This window comes from Curtobacterium sp. LFS084 (genome assembly GCF_047977705.1).
Taxonomy (GTDB): Bacteria; Actinomycetota; Actinomycetes; order Actinomycetales; family Microbacteriaceae; genus Curtobacterium.
Genome location: NZ_JBFPFM010000016.1, coordinates 48,884 through 66,075, shown reverse-complemented (window position 1 = coordinate 66,075; position 17,192 = coordinate 48,884). Strand labels below are relative to the sequence as shown.

At 72.9% G+C, this 17,192-nt stretch carries 12 protein-coding genes; 4 read left to right on the top strand and 8 right to left on the bottom strand.

Annotated features, from left to right (window positions below; all coding sequences use genetic code 11):
* Window positions 1-27 precede the first annotated feature (27 nt).
* The gene (locus ACNQOV_RS10575) at window positions 28-1,407 is read right to left on the bottom strand and encodes a cation:dicarboxylate symporter family transporter (RefSeq protein WP_416394452.1); all 1,380 of its coding nucleotides are present in this window, start codon (window positions 1,405-1,407) and stop codon (window positions 28-30) included.
* Window positions 1,408-1,581: 174 nt separating this feature from the next.
* Here ACNQOV_RS10575 and ACNQOV_RS10570 point away from each other — a divergent pair, with 174 nt between their 5' ends.
* Both ACNQOV_RS10570 and ACNQOV_RS10565 read left to right on the top strand, forming a co-directional pair.
* A complete protein-coding gene (locus ACNQOV_RS10570; protein ID WP_416394450.1) occupies window positions 1,582-3,135 on the top strand; it encodes an ATPase in 1,554 nt (517 codons plus the stop codon).
* Window positions 3,132-3,815: a response regulator gene (locus ACNQOV_RS10565; RefSeq protein ID WP_022905731.1), complete on the top strand. Its 684-nt coding sequence runs from the start codon at window positions 3,132-3,134 to the stop codon at window positions 3,813-3,815. The genes ACNQOV_RS10570 and ACNQOV_RS10565 overlap by 4 nt, the downstream gene beginning before the upstream one ends.
* A 27-nt stretch (window positions 3,816-3,842) precedes the next feature.
* Here the strand turns inward: ACNQOV_RS10565 and ACNQOV_RS10560 are convergent, their stop codons facing one another.
* Complete coding sequence (locus tag ACNQOV_RS10560; RefSeq protein WP_031261340.1) at window positions 3,843-4,490, bottom strand: DUF1990 family protein; 648 nt, start codon at window positions 4,488-4,490, stop codon at window positions 3,843-3,845.
* Between the two features lie 132 nt (window positions 4,491-4,622).
* On the opposite strand from ACNQOV_RS10560, the gene ACNQOV_RS10555 reads away from it, so the two are divergent.
* Complete coding sequence (locus ACNQOV_RS10555) at window positions 4,623-5,111, top strand: hypothetical protein (RefSeq protein WP_416394448.1); 489 nt, start codon at window positions 4,623-4,625, stop codon at window positions 5,109-5,111.
* A 12-nt stretch (window positions 5,112-5,123) separates the two neighbouring features.
* Here ACNQOV_RS10555 and lepA read toward each other — a convergent pair whose 3' ends face one another.
* Entirely contained in the window at window positions 5,124-6,971 is a 1,848-nt protein-coding gene (gene lepA / locus ACNQOV_RS10550; protein WP_022905734.1) for a translation elongation factor 4, read from the bottom strand.
* A gap of 924 nt (window positions 6,972-7,895) precedes the next feature.
* Window positions 7,896-9,080, bottom strand: coding sequence for a pyridoxal phosphate-dependent aminotransferase (locus tag ACNQOV_RS10545; protein ID WP_416394446.1), 1,185 nt, complete (start codon window positions 9,078-9,080; stop codon window positions 7,896-7,898).
* Window positions 9,081-9,271: 191 nt separating this feature from the next.
* Between ACNQOV_RS10545 and rpsT the strand changes: the two genes are divergently transcribed.
* Window positions 9,272-9,532 (top strand): 30S ribosomal protein S20, encoded by a 261-nt coding sequence (rpsT, locus tag ACNQOV_RS10540; RefSeq protein WP_022905736.1) that lies wholly within the window; start codon window positions 9,272-9,274, stop codon window positions 9,530-9,532.
* 469 nt (window positions 9,533-10,001) lie between these two features.
* On the opposite strand, the gene holA is transcribed toward rpsT, so the two are convergent.
* The 4 genes from holA to leuS all read right to left on the bottom strand — a co-directional run bounded on the left by holA (window position 10,002) and on the right by leuS (window position 17,135).
* Complete coding sequence (gene holA, locus ACNQOV_RS10535; protein WP_416394444.1) at window positions 10,002-11,021, bottom strand: DNA polymerase III subunit delta; 1,020 nt, start codon at window positions 11,019-11,021, stop codon at window positions 10,002-10,004.
* 9 nt (window positions 11,022-11,030) lie between these two features.
* A complete protein-coding gene (locus tag ACNQOV_RS10530; RefSeq protein ID WP_416394443.1) occupies window positions 11,031-13,574 on the bottom strand; it encodes a ComEC/Rec2 family competence protein in 2,544 nt (847 codons plus the stop codon).
* Between the two features lie 11 nt (window positions 13,575-13,585).
* Complete coding sequence (locus ACNQOV_RS10525; RefSeq protein ID WP_416394442.1) at window positions 13,586-14,347, bottom strand: helix-hairpin-helix domain-containing protein; 762 nt, start codon at window positions 14,345-14,347, stop codon at window positions 13,586-13,588.
* Between the two features lie 247 nt (window positions 14,348-14,594).
* Entirely contained in the window at window positions 14,595-17,135 is a 2,541-nt protein-coding gene (leuS, locus tag ACNQOV_RS10520) for a leucine--tRNA ligase (RefSeq protein ID WP_402262205.1), read from the bottom strand.
* Window positions 17,136-17,192: the final 57 nt, after the last annotated feature.

Below are 17,192 nucleotides of genomic sequence, written 5' to 3'. Positions count from 1 at the left end.
GGCCCCGCCGCCCCGCCGGCCCCGCGGTCAGGCGGAGACCCGCTCCGGCTCGCGCTCCCGCTCGGCCTCGGCGGCGGATGCGTCCTCGCCCCCGTCGTGCCCCTGCACCGCCGACTCGTCGAACGGCAGCGCCCCGGCCAGCACCCGGCGCGCACGCTCGGCGTCGAACTGCCGCGTCCACCGGCCCACCAGGATCGTCGCCACGGCGTTGCCGGTGAAGTTCGTGAGCGCACGTCCCTCGGACATGAAACGGTCGACGCCGACGATCACGCCGACACCGTTCACGAGGTCCGGACGGTACGCCTGCAGTCCCCCGGCCAGGGTGGCGAGCCCGGCCCCGCTCACCCCGGCGGCCCCCTTCGACGCGATCACCATGAAGACGAGCAGCCCGATCTGCTCCCCGACGCTCATCGGCTCGCCCATGCCGTTCGCGATGAACAGCGACGCCATCGTGAGGTAGATCGCGGTGCCGTCGAGGTTGAACGAGTACCCGGTCGGGACCGTGATGCCGACGACCGGCTTCGCGACGCCGAGGTGCTCCATCTTGGCGATGAGTCGGGGCAGGGCGGACTCCGACGACGACGTCCCGACGATGAGCAGGTACTCCTTGCCGAGGTACTGCACGAGCCGCAGCACGTTGATGCGCGCGACCACCCAGAGCAGCGAGCCGAGCACGACGACGATGAACAGCACGCAGGTGACGTAGAACGCGACCATCAGGAGCCCGAGGCTCGCGATCGCGCCGGCACCGGTCGCACCGACCACCGCGGCCATCGCACCGAAGGCGCCGACCGGGGCCACCCACAGCACCATCCCGAGGATCCGGAAGACGACCTCCTGCAGCTTCCGCACGACGCGCATCACGGGCTCGCCGCGGGCGCCCATCCGCTGCACGGCGAACCCGACGAGCAGGGCGACGAACAGCACCTGGAGCACGCTGCCGTCGGTGAAGGCGGAGAACAGGCTCGTCGGGATGATCCCGAGCACGAACTCGTGGGTGGACGACGCCTCGCCGGTCGCCTGGTAGGTCGAGCCCCGCATGTCGAGGTGGTCGCCGGGGTGCACGAGGTTGCCGACGACCAGGCCGATCGCCAGCGCGACGGTCGACATGACGAGGAAGTACCCGAGCGCGAGGCCACCGATCTTCCCGACCGTCGCCGCCTTGGCGATGGACCCGACCCCGACGACGATCGTGCAGAAGATGATGGGCGCGATCATCATGTGGATGAGCGCGACGAAGCCGTCCCCGAGGGGCTTGAGCGTCTGCGCGAACGCGGGGAACACGAGCCCGACGAGTGCGCCGAGCACCACGGCGGCGATCACGGACAGGTAGAGCCAGGTGTGCGGTGCCGGGCGCCGGCGGGCAGAGCCCGTGCGACGGGGGCTGACCGTGCGGTCGAGAGCCATCGTTGCCTCCTTCGGGGACGTCGTCGTCCGCCGGACAGCATCGTGCCGGCACCGACCCGCACGCGAGTTGTGGTCGAATTGGTCGCAGGACACCGACGTCTGGAGGACACCATGGGCGGCCCCCGCACCCCGGCGCGCACCGCTGCCGCACGGTCGCCCCGCACGCGCGCCGCCGTGCGCCGTCCTCCGACCGGCAGCACCGCCGGCCGTGTCTTCCTCGTCGTGACCGCCGCCGTCGTGCTCGTCAGCGCCCTGCTCGCGGTGCTGCTCGTCCTCGACGCCCGCAGGGCGGCCGAGACCGGGGCGGCGAGCGTCACGCGCGCCGTCGCCACGGCGCTCGCGACCGACCCGAGGACCGTCGCGGCCCTGCAGGAGGAGCCGAGCCGCGCCTCCAGGACCCTGCAGCCCGTCGCGACGCGGGCCGAGCGTGCCAGCGGCGCCGCCTTCGTCACCATCATGACCGCCGCGGGGATCCGCGTGACCCACCCTGACCCGGACGAGGTCGGCCGGCACTACATCGGGACCATCCCGGGCACGCCGCGGTCGCTCACCGAGCGCTCGACCGGCACGCTCGGACCGTCCGTCCGGACGATCGTGCCGGTGCGCGCCGACGGCCGGGTCGTCGGCTGGGTCGCGACGGGCGTCACGGTCGACCGGATCGGCGCGCAGGTCGCCGAACGGCTGCCGTTCGCCGTGCTCGTCGCCGCGGCCGTGTTCCTCGCCGGCGTCCTGTCCGCGCTGGTGGCACGACGGTCGACCAGGCGCGTCCTCGGCGACCTGCCGCCGGGAGCGGTCCGCGACGCGGTCGCCTCGTACGAGTCGGTGCGCACCCTCGGTGAGGCGCTGCGCGCGCAGCAGCACGAGCACGCGAACCGGGTGCACACCGCCGTGACGCTCATCGAGCTGGACCGGAGCGACGAGGCGGTCACGCTCCTGACCGAGGGCGCCCGGGACGCACAGCACCTCGTGGACCACGTCCACGGTGGCGACCGCACCGTCGCGGCGCTCTTGCTCGGGAAGGCCTCGCAGGCCGCCGAACGCCACGTCGGGTGGCGCGCCGAGGTCGAGCCCGACGTGCCGGAGCCGGCCGTGCGGCCGGTGGACCTGGTCGCCGTCGTCGGGAACCTGGTCGACAACGCGCTTGACGCGGCGGCATCCGGTCCGGCACCCCGGTGGGTGCGGGTGGCGGTCCGTCGGGCGGACGGTCCGGGAGGCGCGGTGCGCGACACGCGGTCGGCCCGCGTCGGCGACGGCGTGCGCCCGGCGACCGGGCGGTCGGGTGGGCTGGCAGGCGGACGGCCGGGCGCGCCGCTGGACGGTCGGTCGGGCGCGCAGGTGGACGGTCGGTCGGGCGCGCAGGTGGACGGTCGGTCGGGCGCGCCGGCGGGCCGCTCCCCCGCGGGTGCGGCGGCGCTCGAGATCGAGGTCGTCGACAGCGGGGCGGGGATCGCCGACGCGGACCTGGCGCGGGTCTTCGACCGGGGCTGGAGCACGAAGCCGGTGGCGACCGAGGACCCCCACGGCGAGCCGGGCCCCGCCGCGGCCCCGGCACCGGCCCCTGTCCCGGCGCTCGCTCCGGCTGCGGCTCCGGCTCCGGGCGTGCCGTCGACGCGGGGCATCGGCCTCGCCCTCGTCCGGTCCGTCGTCGACCATGCGCAGGGCACGGTCGAGGTGCACCGCGACCCCACCCGCTTCGTCGTCCGCCTGCCCGCGGAGCCCACGCCGTGATCGGCGTCATGGTCGTCGAGGACGACCCGCTCACCCTCGAGCTCCACCGGACCCTCGTCGAACGCGTCGAGGGCTTCCGGGTGACCGCGGAGTGCACGACGGCGCGGGCGGTCCTCACCGCACTCCGCGACCCGGCGGTGATGGCGCGCGTCGACCTCGCCCTGGTCGACGTCACCCTGCCGGACGGCTCCGGACTCGACCTCGTGCGGGCGCTGCGCGGCTCGGGAGCGCGCGTCGACGTGTTCGCCGTCACCGCGGTCCGCGATGCCGACACCGTCCGACGGATGGCGGCCCTCGGCGTCGCGCACTACCTGGTGAAGCCGTTCACCGCCGGGGACCTGCACGAGCGGCTCGAGCAGTACCGGGCGTACCACCGGCGCGCCACCGACACCGGGAGCCTGCCGACGCAGCACGAGATCGACGCCCTGTTCGGCGCACTGCGTCCCGTCCGACGGTCGACCCTGCCGAAGGGACTGGCGGAGGAGACCCTCGACCTCGTGGCCGGCGCCCTCCGCGGTGCCGACGGACTCTCCGCCGCCGAGACCGGGGCGCACCTCGGGCTCTCCCGGGTGGTCGCGCGGCGCTACCTCGAGCACCTCGTCGGGACCGGGGCCGCGGAGCGCCGATCACGGTACGGCGCACCGGGTCGGCCGGTGTCCGAGTACCGCTGGCTCGGCTGAGCCGTCACCGACAGTCGGTGCGGGTCGTCAGTCGCCGCGGAGTGCCTCGAGGTACTTCTGCGCCATGACCTTCTGCTGCCGGCGGAGCAACGGGGCCACGAACTGCCACTTCCGGCTCGACGGCTGCGAGAACTGCCGGATCTGCAGCCACACCGACCCGTCCGGCGTCCGCTCGACGACGAACGACTCCTCACCCGAGAGCGGGTGCCCCTCGAGCGTCCCGTACGCGAAGCCCTTGCGGTCGGTCTCGTCGATGATCGACACGACCCGCACCGGCGCCAGGACCGTCCGGCCGAAGGCGTGCATCGTCAGCGTCGCGCTCGTGCCCGCCGTGACGAGCGGCGTGCCGTCGGGGGCGAACTTCTCGACCCGGGGCGTCCCGATCGAGGCCGGGGCGATCGGCACGCCCTGCTCGTCGAAGGTCACCGGGTTGTAGCGGACCTCGTCGTCGTCGGGCTGGTCCTCGACGTGCACGCGGATGCCGCTGCGCTCCTGGATCTGCCACGTCAGTGCCTGCGTGACCGCGGTCTCGAAGCGCTGGTCGCCGTGGCCGATCCGGGACCGCGACTCGGACGGGACGAACCCCTCCGGCGGGTACGTCATGAGGTCCGACGCCTGGGTCGCACCCACGGCTCCGTACGTCAGGGCGGTCCGGTAGCTCCCGCGGGTACTCATGCGGCCCACTGTACTGGCCCCTCGTGCCCCGGACCGAACCGGGACGGTCCGGACGGCGGGCCACCCGTCCGGTTCCCGCGCGCCCCGAACGGGAGGCCCGACACGCGTCCGCCACGCCCCTATCGTTGGTGCGTGCCCCGCTCCGCCATCGACCGCGCACGGTCCGTCGACCGCACCACGGTCTCGTTCGCCGTCCTGACGCTCGCGGCGTTCGGGCTGGCCGCGACGGCGCGGGCCGCGGTCGCGTGGGCGACCGCCGGACTCGGCGCCCCCGCGCGGTACGCCGCGACGGCCCCGGGGGACGCGGACGTCTTCGAGACGGCGAACGCCATCGCGGTGTTCGGGGCGTGCAGCGCGGGCGTGGGCGTGATCCTGTTCGGGGTCACCCTCGTGCTCGCGGTCCGTCGGCACGCGGCCCGTCGGCTGCCCTCCGTGCTCGGGCTCTGCACGCTGGCGATGGTCGTCGGCGCCGTCGTGGCCGGGTTCGCCGCGGGGTCGGAGACCGACTACGACGCGGCCGCCGGACTCGTCATCCTGCGGACCGCACTCGTGGGACTGGCCGCGGCGAGCCTCCCGGCCCTGGGCCTGGCCGTGCTGCGGGCTCGCGCCCGCCGCGCCTGACCGGCCCCGCCGCTACTTCTTCTTCTCTTCGACGTCGCCGGAGAGCGCCGCGATGAAGGCTTCCTGCGGGACCTCGACGCGACCCACCATCTTCATGCGCTTCTTGCCCTCCTTCTGCTTCTCGAGGAGCTTGCGCTTGCGGGTGATGTCACCGCCGTAGCACTTCGCGAGGACGTCCTTGCGCATCGCCCGGATGCTCTCGCGGGCGATGATGCGCGCGCCGATGGCGGCCTGGATCGGCACCTCGAACTGCTGGCGCGGGATGAGCTTGCGGAGCCGCTCGGTCATGAGCGTGCCGTAGGCGTACGCCTTGTCGCGGTGCACGATGGCACTGAAGGCGTCGACCTGCTCGCCCTGCAGCAGGATGTCGACCTTCACGAGGTCGGCAGCCTGGTCGCCCGTGGGTTCGTAGTCGAGCGACGCGTAGCCCTGGGTCTTGCTCTTGAGCTGGTCGAAGAAGTCGAAGACGATCTCGCCGAGCGGCATCTCGTAGCGGATCTCGACGCGGTCCTCGCCGAGGTACTCCATGCCGAGCAGCGACCCGCGACGTGACTGGCAGAGCTCCATGATCGCGCCGACGTAGTCCTTCGGGGCGAGGATGGCCGCGCGGACCATCGGCTCGCGGACCTCGACGATGCGGCCGCCGGGGAACTCGGACGGGTTCGTGACCTCGGTCACCGTGTCGTCCTCGTTCGTGACCTCGTAGATCACGCTCGGGGCGGTGGTGATGAGGTCCAGCCCGAACTCGCGGCTGAGGCGCTCGGTGATGATCTCGAGGTGGAGCAGGCCGAGGAACCCGCAGCGGAAGCCGAAGCCGAGCGCCACCGACGTCTCGGGCTCGTACACGAGGGCCGCGTCGGACAGCTTGAGCTTGTCGAGCGCCTCGCGGAGGTCCGGGTAGTCGGAGCCGTCGATCGGGTACAGGCCCGAGAACACCATCGGCTTCGGGTCGGTGTAGCCGGCCAGCGCCTCGGTGGCGGGCTTCTGCGCCGTGGTCACCGTGTCGCCGACCTTCGACTGGCGGACGTCCTTGACGCCGGTGATGAGGTAGCCGACCTCGCCGACGCTGAGGCCCTTCGTCGGCTTCGGCTCGGGCGACGACACACCGATCTCGAGGATCTCGTGCGTCGACTTGGTCGACATCATCTGGACCTTCTCGCGCGGGTGGATCGTGCCGTCCACCATCCGCACGTAGGTCACGACGCCGCGGTAGCTGTCGTAGACCGAGTCGAAGATCATCGCGCGGGGTGCCGCGTCGACGTCACCGACGGGCGGCGGCACCGACCCGACCACACGGTCGAGGAGCTCGGCCACGCCGACGCCGGTCTTGCCGGAGACGCGGAGGACGTCCTCCGGCTTGCCGCCGATGAGCTGCGCGAGCTCGGCCGCGTACTTGTCCGGCTCGGCCGCCGGCAGGTCGATCTTGTTCAGCACCGGGATGATCTCGAGGTCGTTCTCGAGCGCCAGGTAGAGGTTCGCCAGAGTCTGCGCCTCGATCCCCTGCGCCGCGTCGACCAGGAGGATCGCACCCTCGCACGCGGCGAGCGACCGGGACACCTCGTACGAGAAGTCCACGTGTCCGGGCGTGTCGATCATGTTCAGTGCGAAGGTCTGCCCGTCGAGCTCCCACGGCATGCGCACGGCCTGCGACTTGATCGTGATGCCGCGCTCGCGCTCGATGTCCATGCGGTCGAGGTACTGCGCACGCATGGCGCGGTCCTCGACGATGCCGGTGATCTGCAGCATGCGGTCGGCCAGCGTGGACTTGCCGTGGTCGATGTGCGCGATGATGCAGAAGTTGCGGATCGCGTCGGCCGGGGTCGAGGCGGGCTCGAGCGGCGCGGATGCTTGTGGGCTCACGGTTCCTCGGGGTGGGTCGGACGGTCGAACGATTGTCCCACGTCCGCGCGGCGGCTGGCGCACGGTGCGAGGTTCGCCGCCCGCAGCGGCGGCGTCCGGCCGGCGCACGGTGCGAGGTTCGTCGCCTGCGGCGGCGGCGTCCGGTCGGCGCACGGTGCGAGGTTCGCCGCCCGCAGCGGCGGCGTCCGGTCGGCGCACGGTGCGAGGTTCGTCACCCGCAGCAGCGTCGATCGCCCCCGTGCGCGCTTCCAGCGCCGCACCATGCAACCAACCGCGCACCAGCCGACGGACCACGCACCGCGCGCAGCGCGGCGAACGTGGCTCGTGCCTCCTGGCCAGGAGGCACGGCCGCGGCCGAGCAGGCAGGCGCACGGTGCGAGGTTCATCGCCCGCAGCGGCGGCGATCGCCCCGTGCGCGCTTCCTGCGCCGCACCAAGCAACCAACACCGCACCAGCTGACGGACCACGCACCGTGCGCAGCGCGGCCCGGCGCGCCGGACTCGAACCGCGCCTTCAGAACAGGAGGCACGGCGCGGCCGAGCAGGCCGGCGCACGGTGCGAGGTTCGTCACCCGCGACAGCGGCGACCGCCCCGTGCGCGCTTCCCGCGCCGCACCCCGCCACCAACCGCGCACCAGCTGACGGACCACGCACCGTGCGCGGCCCGCCGCGGACGCGCACCGCGCCTCTGTACAGGAGGCGCGGCCGACCCGGCCGCGCCTCCGGGTCAGGAGGCGCGGCGCGGCCGAGCAGGCCGACGCACGGTGCGCGGTTCGTCACCCGCGACGGCCGCGACCGCTCCGTGCCCGCTTTCAGCGCCGCACCATGCAACCAACCGCGCACCAGCTGACGGATCAAGCACGGTGCGCGGCGCGGCGCGCCGGACGCGCACCGCGCCTCCAGGCGAGGCCCGACGCACGCTGCGTCAGACGGCGACGCGCTCCGGCGCCGGCAGTGCGCCCAGCCCGCGGCGCAGGTCCGCCGCGGTCGCTGCGAGGCAGACACGGATCCACCCCTCACCGGTCCGGCCGAAGGCGCTCCCCGGCGCGACCGCGACACGCTCGCGCTGCAGGAACGCGAGCGCCCACTCGGCAACGTCGCCCTCGGTGACGTGGGACATGTCGATCCAGAGGTAGAACGCGCCGCGCGGGTCGAGGTACCGGATGCCGGCGGCGTCGAGGACCTCCTTCGCGACGTCGAGGTTGGCACGGTAGTGCTCCCGGGCCTCCTGCACGGCGGAGTGGTCCCCCACGATGGCCGCGAGGGCCGCCCACTGGTCGGGTTCGGCGACGCAGCTGATCATCGCCTCCTGGGTGGTGCGCATCGTCGCGCCGAGGCCCTTCGGCGTGACGAGGTACCCGACCCGGACGCCCGTCATCGCGTACGTCTTGCTCAGCGAGAAGGCGGTGAAGACCCGGTCGTCCTCGTCGAGGCTCGCCAGGCTGGCGTGGCGGGTGCCGTAGGTGAAATACTCGTAGACCTCGTCGCTGATCACCCAGAGGTCGTGGCGCTTCGCCAACGCCAGCAGATCGCGGAGGGTCTGCTCGCCGAACACCGAGCCGAGCGGGTTCGACGGGGAGTTCACCACGAGGACGCGGGTGCGCTCGGTGATGCTCGCCTCGAGGGCCTGCAGGTCCGGCTCGAACCCGTGCTGCGGTTCGAGGCGGTACGGCACCGGGGTCGCCCCGATGATGTGCGCGTTCATGGTGAAGGTCGTGTAGCCGGGGTCGGGGACGAGGACCTCGTCGCCCGGGCTCAGCACGAGGGTCATCGCCTGGAACAGCGCCTGCGTCGCCCCGATCGTCATCCAGATCTGCTCGAGGTCGGCCTCGATGCGGTTCTCGCGGCGGAGCTTCTCGCGGATGGCCGCCCGCAGCGGGGCGATGCCGCCGTTCGGCGTGTAGTCGGTGCGGTCCTCGGTCCAGGCACGACGGGCGGCCTCGCCGATGTGGGCGGCGACGGGCACGTCCGGCTCGCCGATGACCAGCATCGCGATGTCTCCCTCGGTACCGCGGTCGGCCTCGTCCGACTGCATGCGGGCTGCTTGCTCGAACACCCGGCGGATGCCGGAGGCGGGGACGGTCTCGATGCGGCGCGCGAGCGATGGCATGCTCGTCACGGTAGCGAACGGTTGTTGCGGCACGGTTTCGGCGTTTCGGTGCTTTGGTCCAGACGCTCCGGCCTGGTAATGTTGGGGGCTGGCTTCCGCGTTCCCCGCCCACGGGTGGAACGCGATGCGACCAAGGGCCCCTCTACCCAGCGGTCGCGACCACCCGTAGAGACGAACAAGGAGCAACACGCATGGCGAACATCAAGTCGCAGATCAAGCGCATCAAGACCAACCTCAAGGCCCAGGAGCGCAACAAGGCCTACCGTTCCGAGCTCAAGACGGTCATCCGTCACACCAACGAGGCCGTCGTCGCCGGCGACAAGGACAAGGCCGTCGCGGCCCTGACCCTCGCCTCGAAGAAGCTCGACAAGGCCGTGAGCAAGGGCGTCATCCACAAGAACCAGGCCGCGAACCGCAAGTCGGCCATCGCGAAGAAGGTCGCGTCGCTCTGACGCACGGACCCTCTGGTCTGAAGGCCCCGCACCGTTCGGTGCGGGGCCTTCGTCGTTCGCGGAGTGCGGGTTCGCCACGCGGAGGGTGGGATGTGCCGGCGCGGGCGGGGTGTGCCGGCGCGGGCGGTGGTGTGCCGGCGCGGGCGGTGGTCTGCCGGCGCAGGCGGAGTGTGCCGGCGTCGGCGGGGTGTGCCCGCGCCGGTGCCGGCGCAGGCGGTGGTGTGCCGGCGCGGGCGGTGAGCGGGCAGTGTTCGTCCCGCTCGGCGTGCGCGCGCAGCAGGTACCGCCCGATGGGCGGAGCTGAGCGGCGGGTCGTGCCCGGTCGCCGTGCCGGTCCGAGCGGTCCGGATCGCCGGCTCGGGTCCGGCAGGTCGGCCGCGGACGGTCGGCTCCAGCGGAGCAGCTCCGGCGGAGCAGCTCCGGCGGGTGGGCTGTCGCCCGTCGGTGATTCCTGGAGGCGCGGCTCGGCTCAGCGCGCCTCGCCGCGCCGGGCGATTGTCCGGACCATGACCTCGAGCGCGTAGTGGGCGTCGCGCGACCCGCCCTTCACCGCGGTGTCGGCCTCGGCGATGCTGATGATCGCGTTCGCGAGGCCGGACTCGCTCCACCCGGCGACGTCACGCTGGGCGCGCTGCACCTGCCACGGCGCCATGCCGAGCGCCGACGCCGCCTGCCCGCTCGGGCCGCGGAAGGCGCTGACCTTCGCCATCGTGCGGATCTTCGAGGCGAACGCCGCGACGACCGGCACCGGGGCCTCGCCCGTCGACAGCGCGTGCCGGAGCTCGACGATGGCCGGTGCCGAACGCCCCGCGAGCGCGATGTCGGCGACCTTGAACGCGTTGGTCTCGACGCGACCGCCGTAGTACTTGTCGACGACCTTGTCCGTGATCTCCGCCGCCTCGTCGGCGAGGAGCTGCCGGCACGCCGCGGCGAGCTCGGCCAGATCGTCGGCGAAGGCCGCGACGAGGGTGCGCACCGCCGACGGGGCGATCTTGCGCCGGGCAGCCCGGAACTCGGCGGTGACGAAGTCGATCCGGTCCGTCTCGCGCTTGAGTTCGTCGCACAGCACCTCGATGCCGCCGCCCACACCGCTGCGGATCGTGTCGAGGAGCTTCTTCCCGCGCACGCCACCGCCGTGTCGCAGGACCAGGGTGACGTCGTCCGCCGGCGCACCGAGGTACGAGATGGTCTCGGTGATGAACGCGTCGGTGCACTTCTCGACGTTGGTGACCCGGACCAGACGCGGTTCCCCGAACAGGGACGGGCTCGCGAGGGTCGCCAAGAGCCCCGGCGCGTACTGGTCGGCTTCGAGGTCGTGGACCTCGAGCGCGGGGTCTTCACCCACGAGCAGGTCGCGGAGCACGCCGCTCGCACGCTCGGCGAGGAACGGCTCGGGCCCGGTGACGAGCACGACCGGCGCCGGGCGGATCCCCGACCAGGGCACCTGGTCGATCTTCGCTGCGGCGCGTGCGGGCTTCTTGGCGGGCATGTCTCGATCCTACGGGCGACGGCCGACGCCGAGCGCTCCGCCCGGACGCCCCTCGCCGACACCGGACGCCGCGCAGACGCCGGACACCGACCTGACACCGGACACCGCCCCGGCACCGGACACCGCGCCGGCGGCCTGCCACCGACGTCGGGAGTCCCGCCCCGGTGCGAGCGCAGGGACCGACGGATCGCGCTGCGGGGACCCGGGAGCACCCCGCGGGGACCCGGGAGCCGAGCGCTCGGTCCACACCCGGAGCCCGCCCGAACCGTCCCGCCCGACCACGATCGTCCCGAGCAGATCGGTCCGGTACGCCCGGGTCCCGGCGGCGTCGAGCATCTCGAGCGCCGACCGGGTCGGGTGCCCGTACGTGTTGTCAGCACCGACACCGATGAGCCCGACCGCTGCCGCCGTCTCGCGGTACAGGAGCGGGTCCTGGTCGGCGGATCCGTGGTGTGAGACCTTGACGACGTCGATCGGGACCCGGTCGGCATCGTCCTCGGCGTCGAGGACACCCCGGAGCCGCCGCTGCGCCGTCTCCCCCAGGTCGCCGAGGAACAACCCGCTCACGCACGACGGGCAGTCGGGTCCGGGCTCCGTGCGGAGGACGAGGCTTGCAGCGTTGCCGCTCTCCCCCGCTCCCGCACGCGGCCACAGCAGCCGCCACCGCAGGGGCCCGAGCGTGCCCGCAGTGGTGTCGTCAGCCGTCCGGACGTCGATGCCCGCGTCCACGAGCGACCGGCGGACCCGCTCGTCCTCGGGGCGGCCGGTGGGCCCGACCAGCGCCGTCCTCACACGGTCCGTCACCGATGCCACCGCGCCGACGTGGTCGCGGTCGAAGTGCGTCAGGACGAGCAGGTCCACCCGGTCGACACCGAGGAGGTCCAGGCAGGCGCCGAGCCGTTCCGGGTCGTCCCCGACGTCCACCATCGCGACGCCGGTCCCGCCGCGGATGACCACGGCGTCACCCTGCCCGACATCGCACGCCGCGATCGCCCAGTCGCCCGGCAGCCCCGCGCGGACGACGATCCGCGGCACGGCGACCGACGCGAGTCCGATCACCGCGACGGCACCCGCGGCGACGAGCAACCGGAACCGGACCGCGCCCGGTGTCAGGACCGCGACGGCGATGCAGGCGCTCACGACGGCTGCGGCGGCCACGCCGGTCACACCCGCGGGCCACGGCGCCGCCGCGACAGGGAGCGCAGCGGCGCCGTGCGCGATCCCGCCGATCGCCGTGGCCGGCGCCCAGGCGATGGCGGCGAGCACCGACGCACCCCACGGCCACAGCGGCGCGAGCACGCAGGCGCCGAGCCCGACCACGGTGACGATCGGCGCGAGTGGCTCGGTGAGCAGGTTGGCCGGCACCGCGTAGGTCGGGAACGCAGCCGACAGCGGGATCGTCACGGGCCAGCAGGCGACCTGGGCCGCGACCGGGATCGCGAGTGCCGCCGCCAACGGCGTCCGGAGGCGCGTGGCGAGGACCGCGGTCAGCGGTGGACCGAGCACGACGATCCCGCTCGTCGCGAGCACCGACAGGGCGAACGCGAAGGAGCGGGCGTACCAGGGATCGGCGACGAGCATGCCGACCACGGCCAGGGCGATCAACGGCACGCCCCGGACCGGGCGACCGGCGAGGTGGACCACGAGGACGACCACCGCCATCACCGTCGCGCGCACGATCGACGGGTCCGGCCGGACGAGGACGACGAACGCCGCCAGGAGCGCGATCGCCACCGCAGCGCGAGCGACGCGGGAGAGTCCCACGAACCGGCCGAGCACGACCACGAGGCCCACGATCACCGCGCAGTTCGACCCGGACACGGCGGTCAGGTGGGTGAGCGCCGAGGTCTCCATCGCCGCCTCGGTTCCGGGGTCGAGTCCGCTCCGGTCGCCGATCGCCAGGCCCCGCAGCAACGACGCTCCGGGTTCCGGCAGCGCCCGGGTGACCGCCACGAACGCCTGCCGTGCCCGATCGGTCGCGGCGAGCAGCCCCGTCGGCGGCGTGGTCCGGACGGCTCCGCGCAGGAAGGCGACGTACGCCGTGGCGTTCCCCGGTTCGTCCGGCTCGAGCACGGCCGCCCCGCGCAGCCGGGAGCCGGCGGCGATCGGTCCGTCGGCGCCGGTCCCAGCCGGGACCACCCGGACCGGGACGTGCAGTCCCTCGGTGTCGCCCGCGTCGACGAGGGTCCCGACGACCGAGCGGTCCCCCGGCGCGAGGTCGCGGGTGAGCACGACCTCCACCGTGACCGTCCCCGCACCGTCCAGCGCGACGGGACTCCGGCGGGCGTCGCCGACCACCACCGCGACCGCCACCACGGTGCAGAACGCCGCCGCGACGACGACGATCCCGACGAGGCCGACGAGGCCGACGGCACGCTGTGGACGCCGGACGCAGAGCCAGCCGATGCCCCCGCACACCGCCGCCGCACCGATCAGCACGACCCATCCGGCACGCTCGGGCGACCCGACGAGCAGCGCGGCCCCGACCCACGCGGCCGCCGCAGGCAGGGCCACGCGCAGGTCGCGGACGCCGGGCGTCGTCTCGACGGCCACCGGGAGGCCGATCAGACCCGCACGCGGTCGCGGAGCTCCGCGAACCGAGCGTCACCGATGCCGCTGACGTCGAGCAGGTCCTCCACCGCGGCGAAGCGTCCGTGCTCGTCGCGCCATGCGAGGATGCGACCCGCGAGCGACGGGCCGATCCCCGGGAGCGTCTCGAGCGCGGTCTGGTCCGCCGAGTTGAGGTCGACGACGGTGCCGCTGGACGCACCGGTGGCCCCAGCCCCGACGTCGGCGCCCGCGCCCGGCGGACCGTCGACGGGCTCCGGGATCGCGGTCTCCCCCGTCGCCGGAACGTACAACCGCTCGCCGTCGGCCAGCACGCGCGCGAGGTTCACCCGGCTCAGGTCGGCATCGTCACGCGCACCGCCCGCCCGGTCGACCGCGTCGGACACCCGGCTGCCGGCGGTCAGGGTGACGAGGCCCGGCCGCGCGACCGCTCCGAGGACGTGCACCACCACCCGGTCGGCCACGGCCGAGGCGGACGGCGACGACCCGCGGACGCCCGGGGACCCAGGACCGCCCGTCGCCGCGGTGGACGACCGGACGGACGGCGCTCCGGTGACCGTCAGCGCACCACCGCCGTCGTCCGGTGCGGACGAGCCCGACCGGGCTCCGAGCAGCACCACGACCAGGGCGATGACGACCACCACGGCAGCCAGGAGCACCGCGGCACGGGGCGACACCGCCAGCGCGGCGAACCGCGACGAGGACGAAGACAAGGACGAGGGCGACGAGGACCCGGACCGACCATCACCAGACGACATGCCGGCACGCTACGGACGCACCACGCCCGACCGGGGGCCCGCCCGGAGACCGGTGGACCACCGGACGGTCCGCTCGCCTGTGGAGGAACGACCGGACCAACCAGACCGACCAGACCGACCGGAACGACCACACCGACCGGAACGACTGAACGGGCCGGAACGACCAGACGGACCGGACCGACCAGAACGACCAGCCTGACCGGACCGCCCGGACCGACCAGCCCGACCGGACCGACCCGCCGGAGCGCTACCCCTTGATGGCGATGTTCACGAGCTTCGGCGCCCGCACGATCACCTTCACGATCTCGCGCTCACCGATGTACCGCTGCACGTTCGCCGACGCCCGCGCCATGGCCTCCAGCTCCGCGGGCTCGATCGACTTCGACACCTCGAACGAGTCCCGCACCTTGCCGTTGACCTGCACGACCGCCGTCAGCGACTCCTGCACGAGCAGCGTCGGGTCGGCCTTCCGCCACCCGTACGTGGCGACGGTCGGCTCGTAGCCCAGCTTCTCCCACATCTCCTCGCCGACGTACGGCGCGAAGACCGCGAGCCCGAGCGTGATGGTCTCGACGGCCTCGCGCACGGCGGGGTCGGCCGCGCCGGGCCCGTTGTCGATCGCCTTGCGGGTGACGTTCACCAGGTCCATCAGCCGCGCGATCACGACGTTGAACTTGAACGACTCCATCATCCCCGGCGCATCGGCCAGGAAGCGGTGCGTGACCTGCCGCAGCGCACGGTCGCCGTCGGCCCAGACGACGTCGGGCGACGAGGTGACGTCGAGCGCCAGTCGGTAGGCACGGGCGAGGAAGCGTGCCGAGGCGGACGGCGAGACGTCCTCCCAGTTGATGTCGTCCTCCGGCGGACCGGCGAAGCCCATCACCAGGCGGATGGCGTCCACCCCGTTCGCGTCGAGCTCGTCACCGAGCGAGACGCCGCCCTTCGACTTCGACATCTTCGAGCCGCCGGACAGCACCATGCCCTGGTTGAGCAGCGCCGAGAACGGCTCGGTGAAGTCGAGGTAGCCGAGGTCGAACAGGACCTTGGTGACGAAGCGCGCGTAGAGCAGGTGCAGGATCGCGTGCTCGATGCCGCCGATGTACTGGTCGACGGGGGCCCACTTGCGCGCGACCGCGGGGTCGAACGCCTGCGTGTCGTCGTTCGCGGCGAGGAAGCGCAGGAAGTACCACGACGAGTCCACGAAGGTGTCCATCGTGTCGGTGTCGCGGAGCGCGGGGGTGCCGTCCACGGGGTTCGGGACGTTCACCCAGTCGGTCGCGCCACCGAGGGGCGAGGTGCCCTTCGGCTTGAGGTCGAGGCCGTCGGTCTCGGGCAGCCGCACCGGCAGCTGGTCCATCGGCACCGGGTGCTCGGTGCCGTCGGCGCCGTGGATGATCGGGATCGGGGTGCCCCAGAACCGCTGGCGCGAGATGAGCCAGTCGCGCAGTCGGTAGGTCTTCGCGGCGCGTCCGGTGCCCCGCTCCTCGAGCAGGGAGATCGCCGCGCTGATGGCGTGCTGCTTCGACATGCCGTCGAGCGGGCCGGAGTTGATCATCCGACCGGTGCCGGTCAGTGCCTCGCCGGTGGACACCGGGTCGAGTGCCGGGAGCTCGGTGTCGGGCGTGATCACCGGGATCGCCCCCGTCACGGCGGCGTTGGTGTCCACCACGACGCGGACGGGCAGGTCGAACGCCCGGGCGAAGTCGAGGTCGCGCTGGTCGTGCGCCGGCACGGCCATGACGGCGCCGTGGCCGTAGTCGGCGAGGACGTAGTCGGCGGCCCAGATCGGCAGGCGCTCCCCCGTCAGCGGGTGGATCGCGAAGCGGCCGAGCGGCACGCCGGTCTTCGGGCGGTCGGCGTTCTGCCGGTCGATCTCGGAGGTCTTCTGGGTGGCGGTCAGGTAATCGGCGAACGCAGAACGCACCGAGTCGTCAGCAGGTTCGACCAGCGAAGCGGCCAGGTCCGAGTCCGGCGCCACGACCAGGAACGTCACCCCGTGGATGGTGTCCGGGCGCGTGGTGAACACCGTGACGGGCTCGTCACGCCCCTCGATCACGAAGTCGACGTCGGCACCGACCGAGCGACCGATCCAGTTGCGCTGCTGGGCGATGACCTTCGCCGGCCACCGACCCTCGAGCTGGTTGAGGTCGTCGAGCAGCCGGTCGGCGTACTCGGTGATCTTGAAGTACCACTGCGTCAGCTTCTTCTTGACGACGACGGCGCCGGAACGGTCCGAGGTGCCGTCCGGCAGCACCTGCTCGTTGGCGAGGACGGTCTGGTCCACCGGGTCCCAGTTGACCCAGCTGTCCTTGCGGTAGGCCAGGCCCTTCTCGTACATCTTGAGGAACAGCCACTGGTTCCACTTGTAGTACTCGGGGTCCGAGGTGTGGATCTCGGTCGTCCAGTCGAACGAGGGCGCGTACCGCTTGAACGACGCCTTCTGCTGCTCGATGTTCGCGTAGGTCCAGTCCTTCGGGTCGACCCCGCGCTTGATCGCCGCGTTCTCGGCCGGCAGACCGAACGAGTCCCAGCCGATCGGGTGCAGCACGTTGAAGCCCTGCTGCCGCCAGTACCGCGCCACGAAGTCGCCGAGCGCCCAGTTCTCGGCGTGCCCCATGTGCAGGTCGCCGGACGGGTACGGGAACATCTCGAGGATGTACTTCCGGGGACGCGTGTCGTCGAGGTCGGTCGTGAAGAGCCCGAGCTCCTCCCAGCGCGGCTGCCACTTCTCCTGCAGACGACGGAAGTCGTAGGCGTTCGGGTCCTCGGGGTACGGCTCGGTGGTCACGGAACTCTCATTCAGTCTGGAGGCACGGATCACGTCCGTCGGACGCGCTCCGGTGGT

Coding starts and splice junctions, on each gene's coding strand:
- ACNQOV_RS10575 (WP_416394452.1), bottom strand. CDS start 1,407: ATGGCTCTCGACCGCACGGTCAGCCCCCGTCGCACGGGCTCTGCCCGC.
- ACNQOV_RS10560 (WP_031261340.1), bottom strand. CDS start 4,490: ATGAGTACCCGCGGGAGCTACCGGACCGCCCTGACGTACGGAGCCGTG.
- ACNQOV_RS10545 (WP_416394446.1), bottom strand. CDS start 9,080: ATGCCATCGCTCGCGCGCCGCATCGAGACCGTCCCCGCCTCCGGCATC.
- rpsT (WP_022905736.1), top strand. CDS start 9,272: ATGGCGAACATCAAGTCGCAGATCAAGCGCATCAAGACCAACCTCAAG.
- holA (WP_416394444.1), bottom strand. CDS start 11,021: ATGCCCGCCAAGAAGCCCGCACGCGCCGCAGCGAAGATCGACCAGGTG.
- ACNQOV_RS10525 (WP_416394442.1), bottom strand. CDS start 14,347: ATGTCGTCTGGTGATGGTCGGTCCGGGTCCTCGTCGCCCTCGTCCTTG.